Annotated in this window: 16 protein-coding genes; 8 read left to right on the top strand and 8 right to left on the bottom strand. The window is 38.0% G+C overall.

Features of this window, described 5'->3' with window-relative positions:
* Positions 1–2: 2 nt before the first annotated feature.
* Both EG346_RS14460 and EG346_RS14455 read right to left on the bottom strand, forming a co-directional pair.
* Complete coding sequence (locus EG346_RS14460; RefSeq protein ID WP_123879480.1) at positions 3–2,795, bottom strand: SusC/RagA family TonB-linked outer membrane protein; 2,793 nt, start codon at positions 2,793–2,795, stop codon at positions 3–5.
* 388 nt (positions 2,796–3,183) lie between these two features.
* Positions 3,184–4,170: a LacI family DNA-binding transcriptional regulator gene (locus tag EG346_RS14455; protein ID WP_123879478.1), complete on the bottom strand. Its 987-nt coding sequence runs from the start codon at positions 4,168–4,170 to the stop codon at positions 3,184–3,186.
* A 226-nt stretch (positions 4,171–4,396) separates the two neighbouring features.
* Between EG346_RS14455 and EG346_RS14450 the strand changes: the two genes are divergently transcribed.
* From EG346_RS14450 to EG346_RS14435, 4 genes are all read left to right on the top strand, one after another.
* Positions 4,397–6,814 (top strand): TonB-dependent receptor domain-containing protein, encoded by a 2,418-nt coding sequence (locus EG346_RS14450; RefSeq protein WP_123879476.1) that lies wholly within the window; start codon positions 4,397–4,399, stop codon positions 6,812–6,814.
* A 95-nt stretch (positions 6,815–6,909) separates the two neighbouring features.
* Positions 6,910–8,031: a glycoside hydrolase 100 family protein gene (locus EG346_RS14445; RefSeq protein WP_123879474.1), complete on the top strand. Its 1,122-nt coding sequence runs from the start codon at positions 6,910–6,912 to the stop codon at positions 8,029–8,031.
* A gap of 70 nt (positions 8,032–8,101) precedes the next feature.
* Positions 8,102–8,746 carry a uridine kinase family protein gene (locus EG346_RS14440; RefSeq protein WP_123879473.1) on the top strand — a complete coding sequence of 215 codons (645 nt, stop codon included), beginning with the start codon at positions 8,102–8,104 and terminating at the stop codon, positions 8,744–8,746.
* A gap of 3 nt (positions 8,747–8,749) precedes the next feature.
* On the top strand, positions 8,750–10,141 hold the full coding sequence (locus EG346_RS14435; protein ID WP_073334756.1) for an MFS transporter: 1,392 nt from the start codon (positions 8,750–8,752) through the stop codon (positions 10,139–10,141).
* Positions 10,142–10,278: 137 nt separating this feature from the next.
* Here the strand turns inward: EG346_RS14435 and EG346_RS14430 are convergent, their stop codons facing one another.
* The 3 genes from EG346_RS14430 to EG346_RS14420 all read right to left on the bottom strand — a co-directional run bounded on the left by EG346_RS14430 (position 10,279) and on the right by EG346_RS14420 (position 13,635).
* Entirely contained in the window at positions 10,279–10,593 is a 315-nt protein-coding gene (locus EG346_RS14430) for a hypothetical protein (RefSeq protein WP_123879471.1), read from the bottom strand.
* 67 nt (positions 10,594–10,660) lie between these two features.
* Positions 10,661–13,105 (bottom strand): vWA domain-containing protein, encoded by a 2,445-nt coding sequence (locus EG346_RS14425; protein ID WP_123879469.1) that lies wholly within the window; start codon positions 13,103–13,105, stop codon positions 10,661–10,663.
* Positions 13,106–13,116: 11 nt separating this feature from the next.
* The gene (locus tag EG346_RS14420; RefSeq protein WP_123879467.1) at positions 13,117–13,635 is read right to left on the bottom strand and encodes an RNA polymerase sigma factor; all 519 of its coding nucleotides are present in this window, start codon (positions 13,633–13,635) and stop codon (positions 13,117–13,119) included.
* Between the two features lie 229 nt (positions 13,636–13,864).
* Here EG346_RS14420 and EG346_RS14415 point away from each other — a divergent pair, with 229 nt between their 5' ends.
* The 3 genes from EG346_RS14415 to EG346_RS24825 all read left to right on the top strand — a co-directional run bounded on the left by EG346_RS14415 (position 13,865) and on the right by EG346_RS24825 (position 15,648).
* Positions 13,865–15,067, top strand: coding sequence for a C1 family peptidase (locus EG346_RS14415; RefSeq protein WP_123879464.1), 1,203 nt, complete (start codon positions 13,865–13,867; stop codon positions 15,065–15,067).
* A gap of 173 nt (positions 15,068–15,240) precedes the next feature.
* Positions 15,241–15,402 carry a bacteriocin-like protein gene (locus EG346_RS24830; protein WP_164466147.1) on the top strand — a complete coding sequence of 54 codons (162 nt, stop codon included), beginning with the start codon at positions 15,241–15,243 and terminating at the stop codon, positions 15,400–15,402.
* 84 nt (positions 15,403–15,486) lie between these two features.
* Positions 15,487–15,648, top strand: a complete 162-nt coding sequence (locus EG346_RS24825) for a bacteriocin-like protein (protein WP_164466145.1) — start codon at positions 15,487–15,489, stop codon at positions 15,646–15,648.
* Between the two features lie 152 nt (positions 15,649–15,800).
* Here EG346_RS24825 and EG346_RS14410 read toward each other — a convergent pair whose 3' ends face one another.
* Positions 15,801–16,862, bottom strand: coding sequence for an NADH:flavin oxidoreductase (locus EG346_RS14410; RefSeq protein WP_123879462.1), 1,062 nt, complete (start codon positions 16,860–16,862; stop codon positions 15,801–15,803).
* A gap of 132 nt (positions 16,863–16,994) precedes the next feature.
* Here EG346_RS14410 and EG346_RS14405 point away from each other — a divergent pair, with 132 nt between their 5' ends.
* Complete coding sequence (locus EG346_RS14405) at positions 16,995–17,381, top strand: winged helix-turn-helix transcriptional regulator (protein WP_073334749.1); 387 nt, start codon at positions 16,995–16,997, stop codon at positions 17,379–17,381.
* A gap of 16 nt (positions 17,382–17,397) precedes the next feature.
* Here the strand turns inward: EG346_RS14405 and EG346_RS14400 are convergent, their stop codons facing one another.
* The gene (locus tag EG346_RS14400; protein WP_123879460.1) at positions 17,398–18,129 is read right to left on the bottom strand and encodes a methyltransferase domain-containing protein; all 732 of its coding nucleotides are present in this window, start codon (positions 18,127–18,129) and stop codon (positions 17,398–17,400) included.
* 105 nt (positions 18,130–18,234) lie between these two features.
* The gene (locus tag EG346_RS14395) at positions 18,235–20,667 is read right to left on the bottom strand and encodes an alpha-ketoacid dehydrogenase subunit alpha/beta (protein ID WP_073334747.1); all 2,433 of its coding nucleotides are present in this window, start codon (positions 20,665–20,667) and stop codon (positions 18,235–18,237) included.
* Positions 20,668–20,676 lie beyond the last annotated feature (9 nt).

Here is a 20,676-nt window from a genome sequence, read left to right as displayed (position 1 = left end):
GATTAAAAATTAGCCTTAAATCCAAAACTGAAAGTTCTCATTTCAGGATACATATACCTGAATTCCCGTATTCCGTTTCTGCCTTCAGGTGATTTTTGTTTATACCAATACAGCACATTGGTACAGTCGATGAAAATACTGGCATTTTTAATGAATCTGTTTCTGATTGTGCTTAATGGCAATTGATAATTCAGGTTAATGTTCTGAAGTTTTACGTACGTATTATCGTAAATAAATTTTGTGCTGTTGGGGATCACCCTGTTATTACTCTTAGGAATATGGTTCACCGCATTGGTGTCTCCGGGGCCCGTCCAGTAGTCAAGGGCATTGACACTCATATTTCGGTTCAGAAGAATTCTATGCTGATCAATGATCTCATCTTCTACGAGAATATCTCCCCCAATTTCAAAATTGATCAGAAATGATAAACTTATATTTTTATAAGTCATCGTATTGCTGAAACCTCCCGTAAGATCCGGCTGAGAATTGCCTATAATGGAATAAGTATCAGCACTTGCCGTAAACTGATTGGCATCTGTAGGCTTTCCGTTTACCATAAAGATATCCTGTCCATTGGCCGGATTAATTCCCAGCCACTCATACCCCCAGATCGCGGAGGTTGAAACGCCCACTTTCTGAGCTCTGGCAATGGAAGCAACAGAGAAATCGTCTCCAAAACCCTGTATTTCAGTTACACGGTTTTTTACACTTGAAATGTTAAATGAGGTGGTCCATCGGAAGTTTTTCCTGTTGAACCAGTTTCCACGCATGGAAAATTCAATCCCCTGATTGTACATGGAAGAACCATTGATCTCTGCTGTGGAATAACCTGTTTCCAAAGGAACTTCCCGGCTCGTAATCATATCAGATATATTGTTTCTGAAAACTTCTACTGTAAAGTCGATTTTTTTAAAAAAACTGAAATCCAGTCCCAGATTCCATTTTTCATTTTTTTCCCAAGATAATCTTGCATTCGGAGGGGAAGAACTGTTTGGATATGAATAATCAAAATCATATATAAAACCGGATTGATAGACATTATAAAGTCCCGAAGAGCGGTAGCTTCCTATTCTGGAATTTCCGGTAACACCCCATGAAGAACGAAGTCTCAGGAAGCTTAACCATGAACTATCTGTTAGTAAATTTTCTTTTGAGATCAGCCATGAAGCGCCAATTCCTCCATTTAATGAAGCATTGGTGTCAGGCCCGAAAGTAGAGCTTTCATCTCTTCTGATGCTGGCAGACAAAAAGTATTTCTTGTTGTAGTCGTAGTTAAACTGCCCAAAAATACTTCTCCCGCTATTGATCTGGGTAAGTGTTTTGTAAGTATAGTTTCCTATACTGTTCCATGGATACTGGTAATTGCTGTAATCCGAAAAGTTATTGCTGTTATGTACTTCTTTAAAATCTTTATTATGTCTCAGTTCCACACCTATCAGAAAATCAGTATGATGTTTCTGCGCAAAATCTTTTTCATACATGGCATGCATGCTCCAGTTCCACTTAAAAGCATCAGAGGTATTCAGCCGGCTTCTTCCCTTAATATTATTTCCCTGACCGCTTTGGTTTAGTCCTGATTTCCAGTCAGTATTTTCCTTCTCAGAAAAATCGATTCCAAAAAGTGTACTTAGTTTTAGGCCTTTTGCCAGGTCATAGCTCGCATTAAGACTGGAAAGCAGTGAATTATTTTTCACATCAACAATGTTCTGATTGGCCGCTGCCAGAGGATTGGGAACCCCATTATTTCCTGATTCAGCATAGTCACCATTGGGGCCATAAATAGCTCTGTCCGGAGCCAGTATAAAATTAAAATAAGTATTAGGCTGCTGTTTATAGAAGTTGTTGTAGGCAGCATACAGACTGATATTCAATTTTTTATAATTAAATCCAATGGTTGCATCAATTCCCTTTTTTTCAAGAGAATTCATTACTTTTGATTCATTATTCTTAGAATAATCCAGTCCAACGCGGTAGGTTAAATATTTCCCCCCTCCACTCACGGTAAAGTTAGTTCTGAAAAAATCACCATTTGAATTCATGACATCAAACCAGTTTACATCGGTACCATTCCAGGGATGCCCCGGACTGGTAGCGATGTTATTTTTCAAATAATCGTTATACAGCTTGGCATACTGCTGTCCATTCAGATATTTTATTTTATTAATGCTTTGGGAAACTCCATACTGAGAGCTTATACTGTAACTGGGCTTCCCTTTTCTTCCTTTTTTAGTCGTAATCAGGATCACGCCATTCGCTGACTCAGCACCATAAAGCGATACGGCCGCGGCATCCTTTAGAATATTAATACTCTCAATATTATCCGAATTAAATCTCGCCAGAGGATTGATGTTCATCTCAGCATTGTTTCCTCCGTCAAAAAAAGCATCCTGAAAAGGATTATCCTCTCTCATGATGATCCCGTCAACCACAATAAGAGGCTGTGTAGAAGTCCCTAAAAATCCACTGATAGGCACCATAGATCCAAGCCCACGAATGTTAATGCTTACAGGCTTCCCCAATTCCGGATTATTCACAATCTGTACTCCGGGAGTAAGCCCAATAATCATCTTATCAATACTTTCATAAGGCTGACTGGTGACGATATCCTTTTCTGTTAGGGTAACAATAGATCCTACCACTTCCTCTTTAAGCTTGTGGGTTCCGTAAGACGAAGTAATAATGACTTCTTCAATCATCTTTGAGTTCAAAGAATCCTGATCTTTCTTTTTTACAATTTGGGCTTTTACAGCAGTTACTCCACAAATAAGCAGTACGCTGGCAACAATTTTCTTCATTTTAACACTAGAAATGTAATCGATTAACTTACGCCTGGTGATCTGTATCAATAGAAAACAGGATTACCATTGGATTCTAAAACAAGCTGCCCATCATCATTTAGCTTATTTTGAATATCCAATCTCTACTCTCGTGTATCACGGCACAGTCAATGGCTGTTTTTAAATTATTTTATTTAGAATTAATAAAATTAAGGCGCAAAAGTAAGTAATTATTATTAAAAGAAACTAGTGCTTCATTCTGAATCAATATGATGTATGTCATGAATTAAGGGGTGATAAGATGAGGAATCAAAATCACATCAATTCTACGACATCACTCCTGCATCTATTTTAATTTCAGGTATTACAGAATGGATTTCATTATTTCACCCCCCAATCCTTCCATTTATATATACTGTGTTTTCGGCAATGATCTACTCTGATCATCGTTATTTTTGTGAATAATAATGAGTAACCTGGAAGCTGCAATGATTCCCATCTGATAGCCATCATTGATCTCATATTCATAAGATTCATCAAGATATTTCGGAAGCTTTCCTTCGCTGATGGCCACGACTTTGATATTGGTATTATTGAGATTTCGCTTAATAAGACAGCTGTGAAGTCCTGCCAGAGTTTCATCACTCATCGCAAAAAAACCGTCAAAACTTTCCTGTTCCAAAATAACCTCCAATTGCTCTTTCACAATTTCCGGCGATTCACAAAATATCGTCTTATATTGAATTTCAGGGGAAGTATTTATTTTTTTTAAGAAGGATGTTTTTCTGGTCTGTGTAATTTCAAGGCTTTCATCTCCAAAAATGGCCAGTATTTTTTGACAACCCTGCTGAATAAGTTTCTCAGCAGATAATTCAGCATTTTTTTCATTGTCAAACACCACGGAATCATAAATATCCTGAGGAATGATTTTATCAAAAATGACCACGGGGATTTCCATTTCATCAATTTTCTGAAAATGCTTAAAATCCTTGGTTTCCTTAGTTAAAGAAATAAGAATTCCGTCCACCCTAGAATTGATACAGGTCTGAATATTTTCCAGTTCCGCTTCATAGGAATCCTCAGAAGATAGAATAAAAAAATGATATCCTTCTTTATTAAGTACTGAAGAAATCCCTTTGATAATAGAAGGTATAAAAAACATGGAGATGGCCGGAACAATGAGCCCGATCACTTTAGAAGATTTCTTTCTGAAATTGATCGCAAAATCATTGGGAACATAATTAAATGTCTCCGCGGCTTCCTTCACCCTGCGTTTTACAGAACTGCTGATATCGGGATGATCTTTCAAAGCTCTTGAAACAGTTGAAGCACTTATATGAAGCATTTCAGCGAGGTCTTTTATGGTCGTTCGTTTCATTTTGGCAAGTGACATAAATTATTGGGAGAAATTATGAATATTTTTGCGTTATTTTTTTGTTAAAGAACGTTAAATAAAAACGGTAAAAAAGTTAACAAAATGTTAAATTTAAAATAACTTACTAACCGCAAACGTTTGCACAATCGTTTGCCATTCACAATCTGTTCACATGCTTATTAAAATCACTTTTTGATAGGGTAAAAAAAATACTTTTAGGCCATAAACAAAAACTCAAAAAATTATGGAAGCAAATGTGATTAAAAAATTGCTCGTTTTCGGAACGATGAATATCGCAGCCTTTATGTTCTCTCAAAGTACCACAACAGATTCTACTTCTGTGAAAGACAAAATGATCGATGAAGTAGTGATTACAGGTAACTCTAATCCAAAAGCTTCCATTAAAACGAGTACTTCTATTTCTACTTTAAAGCCTGCAGATATTATCAATGCCGCTCCAAGGACTACCGCTGAGATTTTCAGAACCATTCCGGGCATCCGTGCAGAATCTTCCGGCGGAGAAGGTAATTCTAATATTACGGTAAGAGGAGTTCCTGTGTCTGCAGGGGGATCAAGATACTTACTCATCCAGGAAGACGGTCTTCCGGTGATGCAATTCGGAGATATTGCTTTCGGTACACAGGATCAGTTTACCAGATTTGACTCTTTTGTTTCGAGAATTGAAGCACTAAGAGGAGGTTCAGCATCTGTTTTTGCTTCTAACTCACCGGCAGGGATTATCAACTTTATTACCAAAACCGGAGAAAAACAAGGAGGAAGTATTACCCAGCAGGTAGGTCTTAATTATAAAAACTTCAGAACTGATGTTGATTACGGAACTCCCCTGGGAAATAATTATTTCATAGGAGTCGGTGGATTCTACAGAGGTGGAGACGGGCCAAGAAAAACAGGATATATATCCAATAACGGAGGTCAGTTCCGACTTTCTTTACTCAAAAAGTTCGAAAAAGGAAGCATCAGAATTTATGGTAAATATCTGGATGACCGTACTGCGGCCTACATGCCAATGCCCATCGCTGTTTCCGGTTCGGATTCTAACCCTGACTACTCTTCTCTGAGCAATTACAATATTTTAACCGGGGCGCTACAGTCTTCGAATTTCAGAAATGATCTTACCATCGGTGGAAACGGACAGGTCTTAAAAAGTGACATCCGCGACGGAATGCATTCTGTATCTAAAACTGTTGGTCTGGAGTTTAATTATGACTTGGGCTCCGGATGGAAACTTGAAGAAAAAGCAAGATATGCTGCGAATGACGGACAGTTTTTGGCTCCGTTTCCAGCTTCAGTAGGAAGTAAAGCTGAAATTCTGGAATCCATTGCAGGGTATGGAAGTGCCGTATATGCAGGAACCAACACCGCAGTAGACAGCAATGCAAAATATATGAAAACGGTTTTGTTCAATACCCAACTGAATAACCTTAACAATTTTTTCAGTGACCTGAATATCTCCAAAAAATGGGATAAGGTAAAACTGAATGCGGGAGTCTATAACAGCAGTCAGAACATCAATCTTTCGTGGAACTGGAATACGTATCTCATGGAAGTCTCTGACAACAACGCCAGATTGGTCGATGTGATCAGCCCTACAGGAACGAAAATTACTGATAACGGACTGCTTCATTACGGAGTGCCGGATTGGGGAGGTGTAAACAGGAACTACGACACCAAATATTCAGTCATTGCTCCTCACGCGCAGGTAGAAATCAATGTTGTTAAAAATCTTACCCTGGATTTAGGGGCAAGGTATGATTTCGGAAAAGTATCCGGAAGTTTCTCGGGCACGCAAAACACGATGCGCACGATAGATGTCAACCAAAACGGAACGATTGAAACTCCTGAACAGTCAGTTGCTGTAGTGGACGGAACTGTACCTGTAAATTATCGGTACGGGATTTTTGGATACTCTTTTGGAGCCAATTATACCATCAACTCTCATAATGCATTTTTTGCAAGAGTCAGTAAGGGAGGAAGCGCTTCTGCAGACAGGATTTTGTTTGCAGGATATAACTACACGAACAATGATGATCCTGCTCTGGATGCTGTAAAAGTAAACAAGGTCAACCAGATTGAAGGGGGATACAAACTAAGATCAGCGAATTGTTTCCTGAATACTACTCTTTTCTATGCTAAAACCATTGAAGCCAACTATGAAGCTACTACTCAGATAAGAACTGAAAACAGATACCAGTCCATGGGGGTAGAATTTGATGGATTTTACAAAATCAACAAATACTTTGATATCAAAGCCGGTCTTACCTATACTCATGCTGAAATTAAAGATGCCATTGATAAAACGATCGTAGGAAATACGCCCAGAAGAACACCAAAATTCATGTACTCTATTAATCCTAATGTGAATATTGATAAGCTTAGCCTTGGTTTCTTTGTGGTAGGATCTACAAAAGCCTATACTCAGGACGTTAACAAACTGGTGATGCCGGGCTATGCTTTGGTAAATCCATACATCGCCTACCGACTCTTGAAAAATCTGACGCTAAATGTAAATGCCAATAATATTTTTAATTCACTGGCTATTACTGAAGCGGAAGAAGGTTCCATGGTGGGAACTAACGGAATTATCAGAGCAAGAACTTTACCGGGAAGAACTTTTGCGGCAAGTGTAAAATTCGATTTTTAAATAAGTAATTTCATTATCGATTTAAAGAAATTTTATTCATGATAATTTGATCTTTCATCAGAATTAACAGAAAGACTCCACTTTATAAAAATGATATGTTAAAGCAACAAGCCTTAGAAGTTATATACCAATCGATCTCTGAACAAGGGATCTTAGCATCATCCGAACAGCGGGACAATTATGCTAGAGTCTGGTCAAGAGATTCTATGATGACCGGAATTGCAGGCATACTGATGCAAAACCAAACCATCATTGATGGTTTAGAAAAGTCTATTCTGACCCTGGCCAAACATCAGGCTGAAAACGGACAGATTCCGTCGAATGTTTATGGTGAAAAAGCAAGTTATGGAACGCTTGTAGGAAGAACAGATGCTACAATCTGGTGGATTATCGGGGCTTGTGAATATATTGAGCATTGTAAAAACGATTCATTAAAAAACACAATACAACATAACATTTACAATGCTCTTTCATGTCTCAAAACCTGGGAGTTTAACCAAAGAGGACTTTTGTACAGCCCATTGGGGGGGAACTGGGCGGATGAATACGTCACTTCCGGATATGTTCTTTATGATAACGTCCTTCGATACTGGGCGCTGAAGAACGCCGCAAAAGTGTATGATGACTCTGATCTGGCCATGCAGGCTGCCGCAACAAAGAAACTCATTGAAAACAATTTCCGGAAAAACAGTTCTCATGAAACAAAATATCATGAGACTGCTTATCAAAAAGCAACGGAAAAGCCTTATTTATGGGCTTCTCTTAATGCAAACGGTTATGATGAACGTTTCGATCTTGCTGGAAATGCCCTTGCGGTTCTCCTTGGTTTTGAGCTTGATATGGATGCTTTTACTCATTTCTTAGAACAATTAAATTCAGAGTTTAAGCACTGGATGCTTCCTGTTTTTTATCCTGTCATTTTTCCTGGAGATTCAGACTGGAAATTATTAGAAAACAATTACAGTTATCAATTTAAAAATGAACCCTACCATTTTCATAATGGTGGATCCTGGCCCATTTATCTTGGCTGGCTTTGTCTTGGTTTGAAAAAAAGAGGATTTGACGAAATTCCCAATAAAATTTTAAGCCAATATGAACAGCTTCTCGAAGAAAAAGGAACCCGTTTTAAAGAGTATTACTCTACGGATCAATTACTGCCTTTAGGGACTGATCAATTATGTTTTTCAGCATCTGGGTACTTACTGATGACGGTTTAAAACACTTCATCACCCTTAATGTTGTCAAAATACCACAAAGAATTAAATTAATGACTAAACGAAAATAAAGATGATTGGAGATGTTATAGAACTGCAGGAAAAGCATTTGCATACAGCGGAAAATATTTATAAAATTATAGAGCAAACACTTGATTTAAATGGTGACTATAAATGGGCTGTCGGGATTTGTGGTGAAAGCGGGAGCGGAAAATCTGTCACTGCTTTTGCGCTGCAGAAGGTAATGGAACAAAATGGAGTCAGCAGTCTGGTACTCCAGATGGATGATTACTTTACACTTCCTCCAAAAAACAATCATGAAAATCGTCAGAAGAGTTTAGACAATGTAGGAACCCAGGAGGTTCAGCTGCACCGTATTCAGGAAAATATGAGGCAGTTTAAGGCAGGAAAAATTAGTATTGAAAAACCTTTGGTTGATTATCAGGCTAATTCTATTGCTACAGAAACTATAAAGACAGATGCTATTCAGGTCCTGATCATTGAAGGAACATATATACTGGATATCGATGATTTTGACTTCAGTATCTTTATTGACCGTAATTATAAAGACACCTATGAAAACAGAATGAAGAGAAACCGTGATGAACAAAGTGATTTCATAGAAAAGGTACTTGATATTGAACATCATATTATCAGCAAATTCAAGGATAAGGCGAACTTAATCCTTGACAAAAACTATCAAATTACAATGCCCTAAACCATGACAAAAAGAATAATTCCCCAACTTAGTTTCTGGCAGATTTGGAATATGAATGTCGGTTTTTTCGGCATTCAGTATAGTTTCGGACTGCAGCAGACTGCTGTAAATCCATTGTATTCTTTTCTGGGAGCCCACGCAGAGCAGTTGCCGATTCTTAATCTGGCAGGACCGGTGACCGGTTTGCTTATTCAGCCTCTGATCGGGGCCATTAGTGATAAAACATGGAGCCCAAAATGGGGACGCAGAAAACCGTTCTTCTTACTGGGAGCTGTATTTTGCAGTCTGGCACTTTTCATTTTTCCTTTCAGCTCTACGATATGGATGGCGGTAGGATTGCTATGGATTTTGGATGCAGCCAACAATACAGCGATGGAACCTTACAGGGCATTTATCGGGGACAAACTTCCTGAGGAACAGCAGACGTATGGTTTTCAGATGCAGAGTCTTTTTGTAGGAGCAGGCATTACGCTGGCGAATTTATCGTTATTCGTTTTTCAGAAGTATTTAGGGGGTACTTCAGAATCGGGAGGAATTCCGAAATGGGTGTATTATTCCTTCTTTCTGGGATCTTTCTGCTCCATCGCTTCCGTGGTTTGGTCGGTGTATAAAACACCTGAAATTCCGCCCACAGATGAAGAACTTGCTCAACTGAAAGCAGAGCGGGAAAACAGCACCGTGTTCACTCCCTTCATCGATATTTTCAAAGCGATTGTGAATATGCCCAAAATACTCTGGCAGCTGGCTTTGGTTTATCTATTTCAATGGTATGCACTCTTCTGTTACTGGCAGTTTGTGACTCCTATGATCAAACAGACGCTTTATGGAGTTTCAGAAAATGATGAAGAAAAGGCGAGCCATATTCTGGAACTCTCAAAAAACGGATCAGCGATTGTGAACAGCGACCTGTCGTGGGCCAAAAATATTGTTCACCTGGCTGAAACAGCGGTAGGACAGACGGGTCTGATGAATGGTTTTTATAACTTCATTACGATGATTTCAGCGCTTATTCTGATTCCATTTGCGGTCAAATTTTCATCAAAAAAAGTATATGCTTTTTGTCTTTTTGCCACCGGATTATCATTGCTGGTATTACCTTTTATCAAAAATGAATTTTTAATATTACTCCCTATGGTTCTGTTTGGAATCGGATGGGCATCTATGATGGGACTGCCCTATTCGATGGTTTCCCCTTCTATCCCTTCGGAGAAAAGAGGTGTTTATATGGGCGTTATCAATATGATGATCGTTGTTCCGATGCTGATACAGACCATTTCGTTTGGTTTTATCTATAAAAACATTCTTCATAACAATCCTTCTTATGCTATTCTTACAGCAGGGATACTATTCTTATTGGCAGCTATATCCGTAACCTACATCAAGATGAAAAAATAGCTGGGTAATTATATACTTCACGGGTAAAAAAACAAATGAATGAACGCTTAGAATTATTTAAATTCAGTGTTATCATTTCATCTGATCTTTGAAGTATATAATTCCTATCCTCCAAACTATTTAATAGTCCTAAGGAACTATTTAAAAACATTCAAAATTTCATTTTTTATTTCTCCTTCTACAATGGATTTAAGTTCTCTCAGATGATAAGACTGTACTACCAGATTATTTTTGCCGTTGTTCCAGACCAATGTGTCATAAGGCTTGGCCGCAATAATGGCAGATCCTTTCTCATTGGTCATTTCATAAATACCACTGCTTTTATTATAAATTTTTAAAAAGTTCTGAGCCTTATCCCTGGGCGTTAAGAAGGTTCCGGAATAATACAGCTGTGAATTCTGTGCGCGCAAAAAGGTGACGGCAAACGGCAGCAGCAGATAAATTTTCTTCATCGTTATTAATATCTTTAAAAATAGAGAAAAAAAGAAATTTCCGGGGAAATTTCTTTTCTTAAAAATACTACTTAGAAATAACTTTATAGCTTTCTACAAGTCTTATAAACTCAGATCTGTAGCCTTCCATATCATTTACTTTTCCCTGTCTGGCAAGGTCTTCAATATCAGAAAGATCTTTTTTTAGGATCAGATCAGATTTTCTGGTAACCAAACCGAACCATGCAACGGATGATGCAAATTTAAAATCAGGACTTGCTGAAGATATCTTCCCGGAAGAGTTTCCAATGATCTGGCTGATCTCTTTACTGGTATTTTCGTCAGGCTTTTTATACCTGAATTTAACTGTCGCGAGTTCACTTCCAAAATCTCCGGAAGATTCTGTACGTGTATATTTCAAACTACCGTCTTCAGGAATAAATTCTGATTGGGTACCTGCCGGAATAATCTCATACAAAGCCGTTACTGTATGACCGCTTCCCAGTTCTCCGGCATCAATTTTATCATTGCTGAAATCTTCATTTCTCAATTTCCTGTTTTCATATCCTATCAAGCGGTAAGAACTTACGTATTTAGGATTAAATTCAATCTGAATCTTGACATCTTTTGCTATCGTATATATGCTTCCTGCAAATTCTTTACCCAGAAATTTATTAGCTTCCTGAAGATTATCAATGTAAGCGTAATTCCCATTTCCTTTATCTGCAAGTGTTTCAAGCATATTATCTTTATAATTCCCCATACCAAAACCTAAACAGGTAAGAAAAACACCAGATTTTCTTTTTTCCTCAATAAGGGTCTGTACATTGGAAGTAGAAGAAGCACCGACATTAAAATCTCCATCTGTTGCAATAACCACACGATTGTTGCCGTTTTTGATAAAATTTTCCTGAGCCAGTTTATAAGCAAGCTCAATACCTGCTCCACCTGCCGTACTTCCTCCCGCCTGAAGATTATCCAGGGCAAGAATTATTTTGTCCTTTTCATGAGCCGAAGTTGGTGGCAAAACCATCCCTGCGCTTCCCGCATACACAACAATGCCAACTTTATCCTGTGGTCTGAGCTGATCGAGCAACACTTTGAAAGATGATTTCAGGAGGGGAAGTTTATCCGGTGAATCCATAGATCCGGAAACATCGATGAGGAATACCAGATTAGATGCTGGGAGATTGTCCATGGGCACCTTCTTTCCCTGAAGTCCAATTTTTAAAAGTTTATGGCCAGGATTCCAGGGCGCATCACTATATTCTGTATTGATTGAGAACGGCTCATTATTTTTAGGTTGAGGATACGTATATTTAAAATAATTAATCATTTCCTCAATCCTTACTGCATTTTTGTCTATGATCTGTCCATTATTGATCATTCTCCTGATATTGGAATAGGCAGCGTTATCTACATCAATTGAAAAAGTTGACTGGGGTTGATTTTTTGTCAGTTCAAAAGGATTTTCTACAAATGCATCATACCCTTCATCATCGGAAACTTGATTTTGTTTATACTGATTGATGGTTTGCTGCATCTTTTCCATTCTTCTTTTTTCCCTTCTCGAAAGTCTTGCGGTCTTCACTACAATCACTCCATTCGCGCCCTGGCTTCCATACAAGGCAGATGCTGTCGCTCCTTTTACCACTTCTACACTTTCAATTTTTTGGGGATTTAATGCTCTGAAGTAAGCTTCCTTCACAACTTTACCGTTGACAACAAATAATGGTTCATTTGTACTTTTTAAAGTGGATAAGCCTCTTATGGCAATTTGACTATTATTTAAATAGCCATTATTCGCTGTATTGACTGTATTTTTAATTTTATCACCCTTCCTACGCATAATTCCAGATGACTGTACCTGAATGCCTGCTACGCTTCCCTGAAGTGCCTGCCCAGTATTATTTGATGCGATATAATTTAATGGTGCACTACTCACAATCGTACTTGATGAAGTTGTTGTTGATATTGCTTTTTTGTAAGTCAAAGGTGTATAAAGAACTACTTCTTCAATATTTTGTGTTTTATTAATATCTTTCTTTTTAATGAAATATTCATCTGTTGAGTAATCCCCACTTCTTGAAGCAAAGATCTCGTCATTTCTGTTAACAACTGTAGCTTTTCCTACCTGATCTGGAATTTGAATGTTCTCATAGGCTAAAGCAGGCGGTTCCTGTGGTGACTTTGAAACTTCAATTTCTTTTTCAATATTAGATTTAACCGTACTGTCTATGGTTTGGATCTGGTTTCTCTGAAGATGATCTTTTGGCTTTTCTGCAATAACAGGATTCCCGGGAGCTGTTGTTTCTTTTTTATCTAAAAAATAAAGTACTCCCAATCCAAGGATCACGCTTGCCGCAATTCCATAAGGAAACCACACCGGCAGTATTCTCTTTTTCTCTTCTTTTTGATCTAATTTTTCTTCAACTTTTCCCCAGACTTTTTCAAAGCCCGGAAAAACAGCCGGCTCTTCTGAAAGCTTAGAAGCTTCATTGAATCTTTTATCTATGTCTTGATTATTTTCCATTGCTCTAAAATTTAAATGTTCTGATTCACCAAAAGTTCCTGTAGTTTTTTCCTTGCAAAATTGAGCTGCGATTTGGAGGTTCCTTCACTTATTGAAAGCATAGAGGCAATTTCTTTATGAGGATAGCCTTCAATCGCAAATAGATTGAATATCGCCCTGCAACCTTCGGGAAGAAAGTTGAGGAGACTCAGAATATCTTTCTCAAACGAAATGCTTTCGGATAAGGTTCCTGATGTTTCTACAAAATCATCGTCCATGGAAACGAACTGCGCTTTCGTGGCTCTGAGTTTCTGAAGGCATTCATTGACGGCAATTTTTTTAGCCCACCCTTCAAAAGTATCCAGATTCTGGAGTTGGGTGATCTTTGTGAATATTTTGTAAAAAGTATCGGCCAATACTTCTTCAATATCTTCATCATTTTTCAGATAGCGTCTGCAGACTGAGTACAGCTTGCCGGCCATTTTCTCGTAAACCTTCCGCTGCGCACTGCGGTTGCTACGTTGGCATTCTATTAGTAATTCTCTTTCCATAGTCAGGCTTTATACTGTTATAGATGCATAAACTTCAGGATGGGTTGGAAACATTTTATTTTTTTAAAGAAAAATCAAAATAATGGATCAACTGATCAATAAATAAACCTATTAATTTTCAGGCAGTTCTCCGTTTTATTCAACTTTTTTCCGTTTCAAATTTAACTTTTCCCTTTGTAACAAATCTTTACTATGAACGACTATTCGTATAAATAATCTTTTTATAGTAATGAAAAATACCAAAATTGCCTCATTACTTTTTGTTTTGTCTGCAGGAAGTATGATGTTTGCCCAAGATGACTTGATCAACAAATTAAAAAACAATCAATCTCAAAATGCTAATTTTCAGTTCACAGCGTTAAAAGACGTAGGAGCTACTTCGGTAAAAAACCAGGGTTCATCGGGAACTTGCTGGAGCTACTCAGGAAATTCTTTCCTTGAATCTGAAATGCAGAGAATGGGTAAAAAACCTGTAGATCTTGCTGAAATTTTTACAGCAAGAAATTCTTACCACGATAAAGCGAAGTTATATGTACTGAACAGCGGAGCGATCAGCTGGGGTGACGGCGGCGAATTGCACGACGTTGTGAATATGTACAAAAAATACGGTGCGGTACCTCAGGATGTGTATACAGGACTGAAATCCGGACAGAGCCTTAACAACTTTAAGGAAATGCAGGGGAAATTAAAGCCCGTACTGGACAGCCTTGTACAGGCAGGTTCAAAAGGAAAACTTACGGATAACTGGATGGATTCAGTAGATTCTATTCTGGATGAATATCTTGGAAAAGTTCCGGCTAATTTTACCTATGAAGGAAAAAATTATACTCCAAAAACATTCGCGAAGGAAGTAGTGGGAATTAATCCTGAAGATTATATCGAAATCTCTTCGTACAAAGATTATCCATACTATCAGAAATTTGTAGTTCCAATTCCTGATAACTGGAGTCATGATTCTGACTGGAATGTTCCTATGAAGGATTTGACAGCCATTATTGATAATGCTGTAACCAAAGGATATTCTGTGGGATGGGCAACAGACGTTTCTGAGCCTTATTTCTCTTATAAGAACGGGGTAGCCTATGTTCCGGATATGGATCTTAACCAGATCACTGCTGAAAACAAGCAGACTTTATTCACAGAGCCTAAGAAAGATAAAACCATCACTGAAGATATGCGTCAGAAAGCGCTTAACAACCTTTCTACAACGGATGATCACGGGATGCACATCGTAGGACTGGCAAAAGACCAAACGGGTAAAGAATATTATATGGTTAAAAACTCATGGGGTGTAACCAATGATTTCGAAGGGTATCTGTATGTAACAAGACCTTATGTTGAGTATAAATCAACGGCTATTCTTGTTCACAAAAATGCAGTTCCAAAAAGCATTCTTAAGCAATTGAAACCGACTAAAAACATTGGCTTATAATCAAAAATCACTATTACCATCACTACGGTAATTTTAGATATTTAAATCTGTTAAAACCGCGCTCCAAAATTTTTGGAGCGCGGTTGTTTTTATTACTTTTGACATTTTTCACCCATAATATTTCGCTATTTAGTGAAAATACTATACTTTTAATCAACAACAAATTATAACATATGAAAAATTTAAAAAAATTAGCAAAAGTAGATTTAAAGAAATTGAATGGCGGAAACGCACCGGATTGTCCTGCGGGAACAACACCATGTCATCACCGTCGTAAAGATGGTTTTCCAAGCTACTGGACTTGCGAATCCAATGGTACGGTATGTCAGGACTAAAAAACAGATCCACTTCATTTTTAGGAGTGTATTTGTCTTTTAATTTGTAGATCACCGAAAATATTAACCCAAAGATTATTACGCATGAAAAATTTAAAGAAATTAATAAGAGCCGATTTAAAGAAACTGAATGGTGGAAATGCACCGCAATGTCCGGAAGGAACAACAGCCTGCTATATCCCGCCTAAAAACGGCTTCCCTTCCCGTTGGAGATGTATTTTGAATACTTTGGAATGTCCGGATTAAAAACCAATAAAACCCGCTTCAGGAAAATTCCTGAAGCGGGTTTCTTTAAAAAATAATTAGGTAGAAAATTAAATATAAATAAGTGAACTGTCAATTCATTTACAATGCCGGTTATCCGGCATCAAAGTGCATCTGCAATTCATAATGGTCTTTTAATAAAGTACGGCTAAACTTTCAGCTGAAAAGTTTAAAAGCTCATCGGTATTCCCTTCTTTTACTTTTTTCACCCATTGAGGGTCTTGTAACAGGGCTCTTCCTACCGCAACAAGATCGAAATCTCCTCTTTCCAGTCTTCTGATCAATTCAGATAAGTCTGCTTTTTCAGTTCCCTGTCCTGCAAATGCAGCCATGAAATCACCTTCAAGACCTACAGAACCTACCGTAATAGTCGGTTGTCCGGTAATTTTCTTTGCCCATCCTGCAAAATTCAGATCAGAGCCTTCAAATTCCGGTTCCCAGAAACGACGTTGTGAACAGTGGAAAATATCAACTCCTGCTTCTTTTAAAGGTAACAACCACTCTTCCATTTCGGAAGGTGTAGCCGCTAATCTGGATTTATAATCCTGTTGCTTCCACTGAGAAAGACGGATAATAATGGTGAAATCCTCACCAACGGCAGCTCTGATCGCTTTTACGATATCAACAGCAAATCTGCTTCTTTCTTTTAATGTTTTACCACCGTATTCATCAGTTCTGGTATTGGTGACTTCCCAAAAAAACTGGTCGATCAGGTATCCATGGGCTCCGTGAATTTCAAAAACATCAAAACCTAAGTCTTTTGCTGATTTCGCAGAAGCTGCAAACTGAGCAATGGTATCCTGAATATCCTCCAGAGTCATGGTAGAAGCTTTCTCCATTTCAACTAATGGATAGTCTTCAGAACTTCTGGTATCCCCAACGTGCCAGATCTGAGGTCCCATTTTTCCACCGTTTTCATGAACAGCATCGATTACTTTTTTCCAGCCGTTTAATGCTTCTGTTCCATAAAAGTCAGGAATGTTTTGAATGTTTTTTGAAGCGGGTCTGTTGATCACTGTTCCTTCGGAAAGGATCAAACCTACTTCTGAAGCCGCTCTTCTTGCGTAATAATCTACGATTTGCTGAGTGGGTACTCCGTTGTCCGATTGAGCTCTTGTCATGGGAGCCATCACCACTCTATTTTTAAGTTGAAGATTTTTATAACTAAATGGACTAAATAATGCGTCTATACTCATTTTGCAATTATTTTATATTTAACATTTTTAAATTGTTACACAAAGTAACTAATAATAGTTCGTATTTGTATCTTATAAAGAAAAAAAGTGGTAACTTCGCAGTAACTTACATTAGTAACTTAAAAGTAACGCATGGTAAAGAATGAATTGATGAAATACAGCTGCCCTTTAGGAAAGGCGATGTCTGCCCTGGGAAGCAAATGGAAACCGATCATTGTATTGGTGATCAAAGACCGTAAACTTCGTTTCGGAGAGCTTGCCGTACGAATTAATGTGATCTCCAGAAAAGTACTGACCGATCAGTTAAGAGAAATGCAAACCGACGGACTGATCATCAGGGAAGAGTTCAAAGAACTTCCTCCAAGAGTTGAATATTCGTTGACAGAAAAAGGATTGGCTTTGCTGCCGATTTTGTATTTGCTGGAAGAATGGGAGGCGAAGTTTGCTACGGAAGATTATGGTTCTGAAAAAAGCTGTGGTTTGCTGGATAAGAAAGTGACAAAGGATGTCAAAGTCTGATTATTCTTTATTTCAGTTATTTTAGAATTAACATATTGGCAAAAGGAGTAATTTTTTGAATAGAAATTATTTGCAAGCCTGCGCTGGAAATGGCTTTCTTCCATTGCTTCTGACTCAGAAAATGAAATGCTCCGATATTAAAGAAAACAAAATTGGTTGTATCTCTAAATTGCTCCGAAACAATTATTACCCCATCATTTTTCAATATTCTTTTCGCTTCTTTAAAAAACAGAACTCTCTGTTCATGATCTAAAATTTCATGCAGTGATGTGAGTGCAAGAATGACATCCTGGGATTTATCCTCAAAAGGTAATTTCTCCGGAGAAATTTTTATTTCTTTCGAGTTAGGTGGAAATATTTTTTTTGAAGTTTCAATTCCTTTTTCATGTTCGTGTCTGTTTCCATAAATATCACAAACTGTTAAATTTAAGTTTGGATATTTTTCTTCTAATCTTTTGGACAAAGGGTCAAAACTGGCATGAACAAGAATTGCACTTTTCGTCTTTCCAAAATCTACAGTTCCTTTTAAGCTTTTTAGTTCATATAGATCAGAATTATCATAAAGAATATAAGAAGCAACAAGTGAAGCCATAATATTTAAAATAATAAGAGCTCCTAAAATTCTCAATGCTAAAACAAACATACCTGAGTTGATATAAAATGATAATCCGAAAAGAAGAGCTGAAACAATAAGTCCAAATAATATTTTTTGATAATTGAACAGAATGACAAGTCTGGTGATTTTCATATTTATTGATTTTTCATATTTAGCTTATGATCCAAATTTATAAATTTTACAATGAAAAAACCGCTTCCCAAAGAAAGCGGTTTCAAATTTATCTAAAAGCCCCAATTAAAATATCGCTGGATATTTCTGAGGATTTGTTTCATTGAACATCGCGTAGATTTTTTCAACCATATCATCTGAAGATGGCTTGCTGAAGTAATCCCCGTCACTTGCATACGCAGGTCTGTGGTCGTTGGCAGCGATCGTTAACGGATCTGAATCCAGATATCTGAATGCTTTCTGCTTCTCAAGGATCTGTTGTAAAATGAACGCTGAAGTTCCACCTTCCACATCTTCGTCGATTACTACCAATCTGTTGGTTCTCTTCACGCTTTCAGCAATTTCATTCGTTAGATCAAAAGGAATTAAAGACTGAACATCAATAACTTCTGCAGAAATTCCTAATTTTTCCAATTCATCGGCTGCATCCATTACGACTCTCCAGGTTGAACCGTACGTTACCAAGGTAACATCTTTCCCTTCTTTAGTGACTTCAATCTGACCGACAGGAACTGTGAACTCCCCTAAGTTATCCGGTTGTTTTTCTTTTAATCTGTATCCGTTCAGACATTCAACAATCACAGCTGGATCATCACTCTGAAGCATCGTATTATAAAATCCGGCCGCTTTCGTTAAGTTTCTTGGGACCAATACCAGAATTCCTTTTGAAAGATTCAGAATCCCCGCCATTGGAGAACCTGAATGCCAAACTCCTTCCAGTCTGTGCCCTCTTGTTCTGATGATCACGGGAGCTTTCTGACCGCCTTTGGTTCTGTACTGAACCGTCGCCAGATCATCACTCATTCCCTGTAAACAGTATAAAATATAATCCAGGTACTGGATTTCAGCGATTGGTCTCAAACCTCTCATGGCCATCCCGATCCCTTGACCAAGAATGGTCGCTTCACGGATTCCGGTATCTGCTACACGTACTTCGCCATATTTTTCCTGCATTCCTTCCAATCCCTGGTTAACGTCACCGATATTTCCGGCATCCTCACCAAATACTAAAGTTTCAGGATATTTTTCAAAAATTTTATCAAAGTTATTTCTTACCACTACTCTTCCGTCAACATCTTCAGAACTGTCAGAATAAACTGGTTTTACTTCCTTCACATTTTCAGCTTTCCACTGGGACTGAGAATATAAGTGAGAAGAATAGTTGTCTTTTTCTATTTCAAAAACTTCATTGTACTTCTGCATCAACTGCGTTCTTTCCGCAGAAGAGGTTCCTCTTGTTGCCAGTAAAGCTTTTCTTGTTAAATGGAAAATGTCTTTTTTAGCTTTAGAAACCAATTTATTGAACTGGCCAATATAGCCTTCAATTTCAGAATTCTGTCCTTTCAGGTTCTCCACCAATGGAAGAACAGACTTAATTAAATCTGTAATCGTCTTCTGATAGTTTTCCCAGGCATTTTTCTGACCTGCTTTTACTATTTTCTTTGCTTCATCATCTATGGCATCCAATTCTTCAACAGAAGCGATGATTTCTTCTTTTCCTTCAATCTCGATGGAATAATTTAAAACCCATTCTCTGAATTTCACCAATCCGTCAAATTGAGATTCCCATGAAAGGCGCTCTTCATTTTTATATCTTTCGTGAGATCCGGAAGTTGAGTGACCTTGTGGCTGAGTGACCTCAATCACATGAACCACTACAGGAACACTTTCTACTCTTGCAAACTGCTCTGCTCTTGCATAAGCGTCCAATAATGCAGGATAATCCCAGGCTTTTACCTGAATAATCTCGCATCCCTGGTTTTCCCCTTCTTTTCTTTGGAAACCGCTTAACATTTCTGCAATGTCAGCCTTTGCTCTCTGATTTTTTGTAGGAACTGAAATTCCGTACCCGTCATCCCAGATAGAAACAATCATAGGAACCTGAAGCGCACAAGCAGCATTCAATGTTTCCCAGAAATGTCCTTCTGCAGTAGAAGCATCGCCAATGGTTCCGAAAGCAATCTCGTTTCCTTCGTTGGAGAACTTTTCAGAACCTTCAAATTTTACACTTTTATAAATTTTAGAAGCCTGAGCCAATCCTAACAGTCTTGGCATCTGACCTGCCGTAGGAGAAATATCTGAAGAGATATTTTTCTGTGCGGTAAGATCTTTCCAGCTTCCGTCTTCATTTAAACTTCTGGTCGCAAAGTGACCGTTCATTTGTCTCCCTGCGGATGCCGGTTCTCTTTCAACACTTGTATCTGCATAAAGCTGTGCGAAAAAGCTTTCAACCGTTAAAGCATCTACCGCTAATGCAAAAGTCTGATCCCTGTAATATCCTGAACGGAAATCTCCATTTCTGAAAACTTTCGCCATGGCCAGCTGAGGAAGCTCTTTACCATCCCCAAAAATTCCGAATTTAGCTTTTCCTGTAAGCACTTCTCTTCTTCCAAGATAAGACATCTCGCGCGATATCCTTCCTAACCTGTAATCTTCAAGTATCTGGTTTTTAAAATCCTGGAAAGAAATTTGCTGTGTTTCAATATAGGTTGTCTGCATAGCTAGATA

The organism is Chryseobacterium carnipullorum, from assembly GCF_003815695.1.
GTDB classification, from domain to species: domain Bacteria; phylum Bacteroidota; class Bacteroidia; order Flavobacteriales; family Weeksellaceae; genus Chryseobacterium; species Chryseobacterium carnipullorum.
This window is presented reverse-complemented; position numbering and strand designations above follow the sequence as displayed.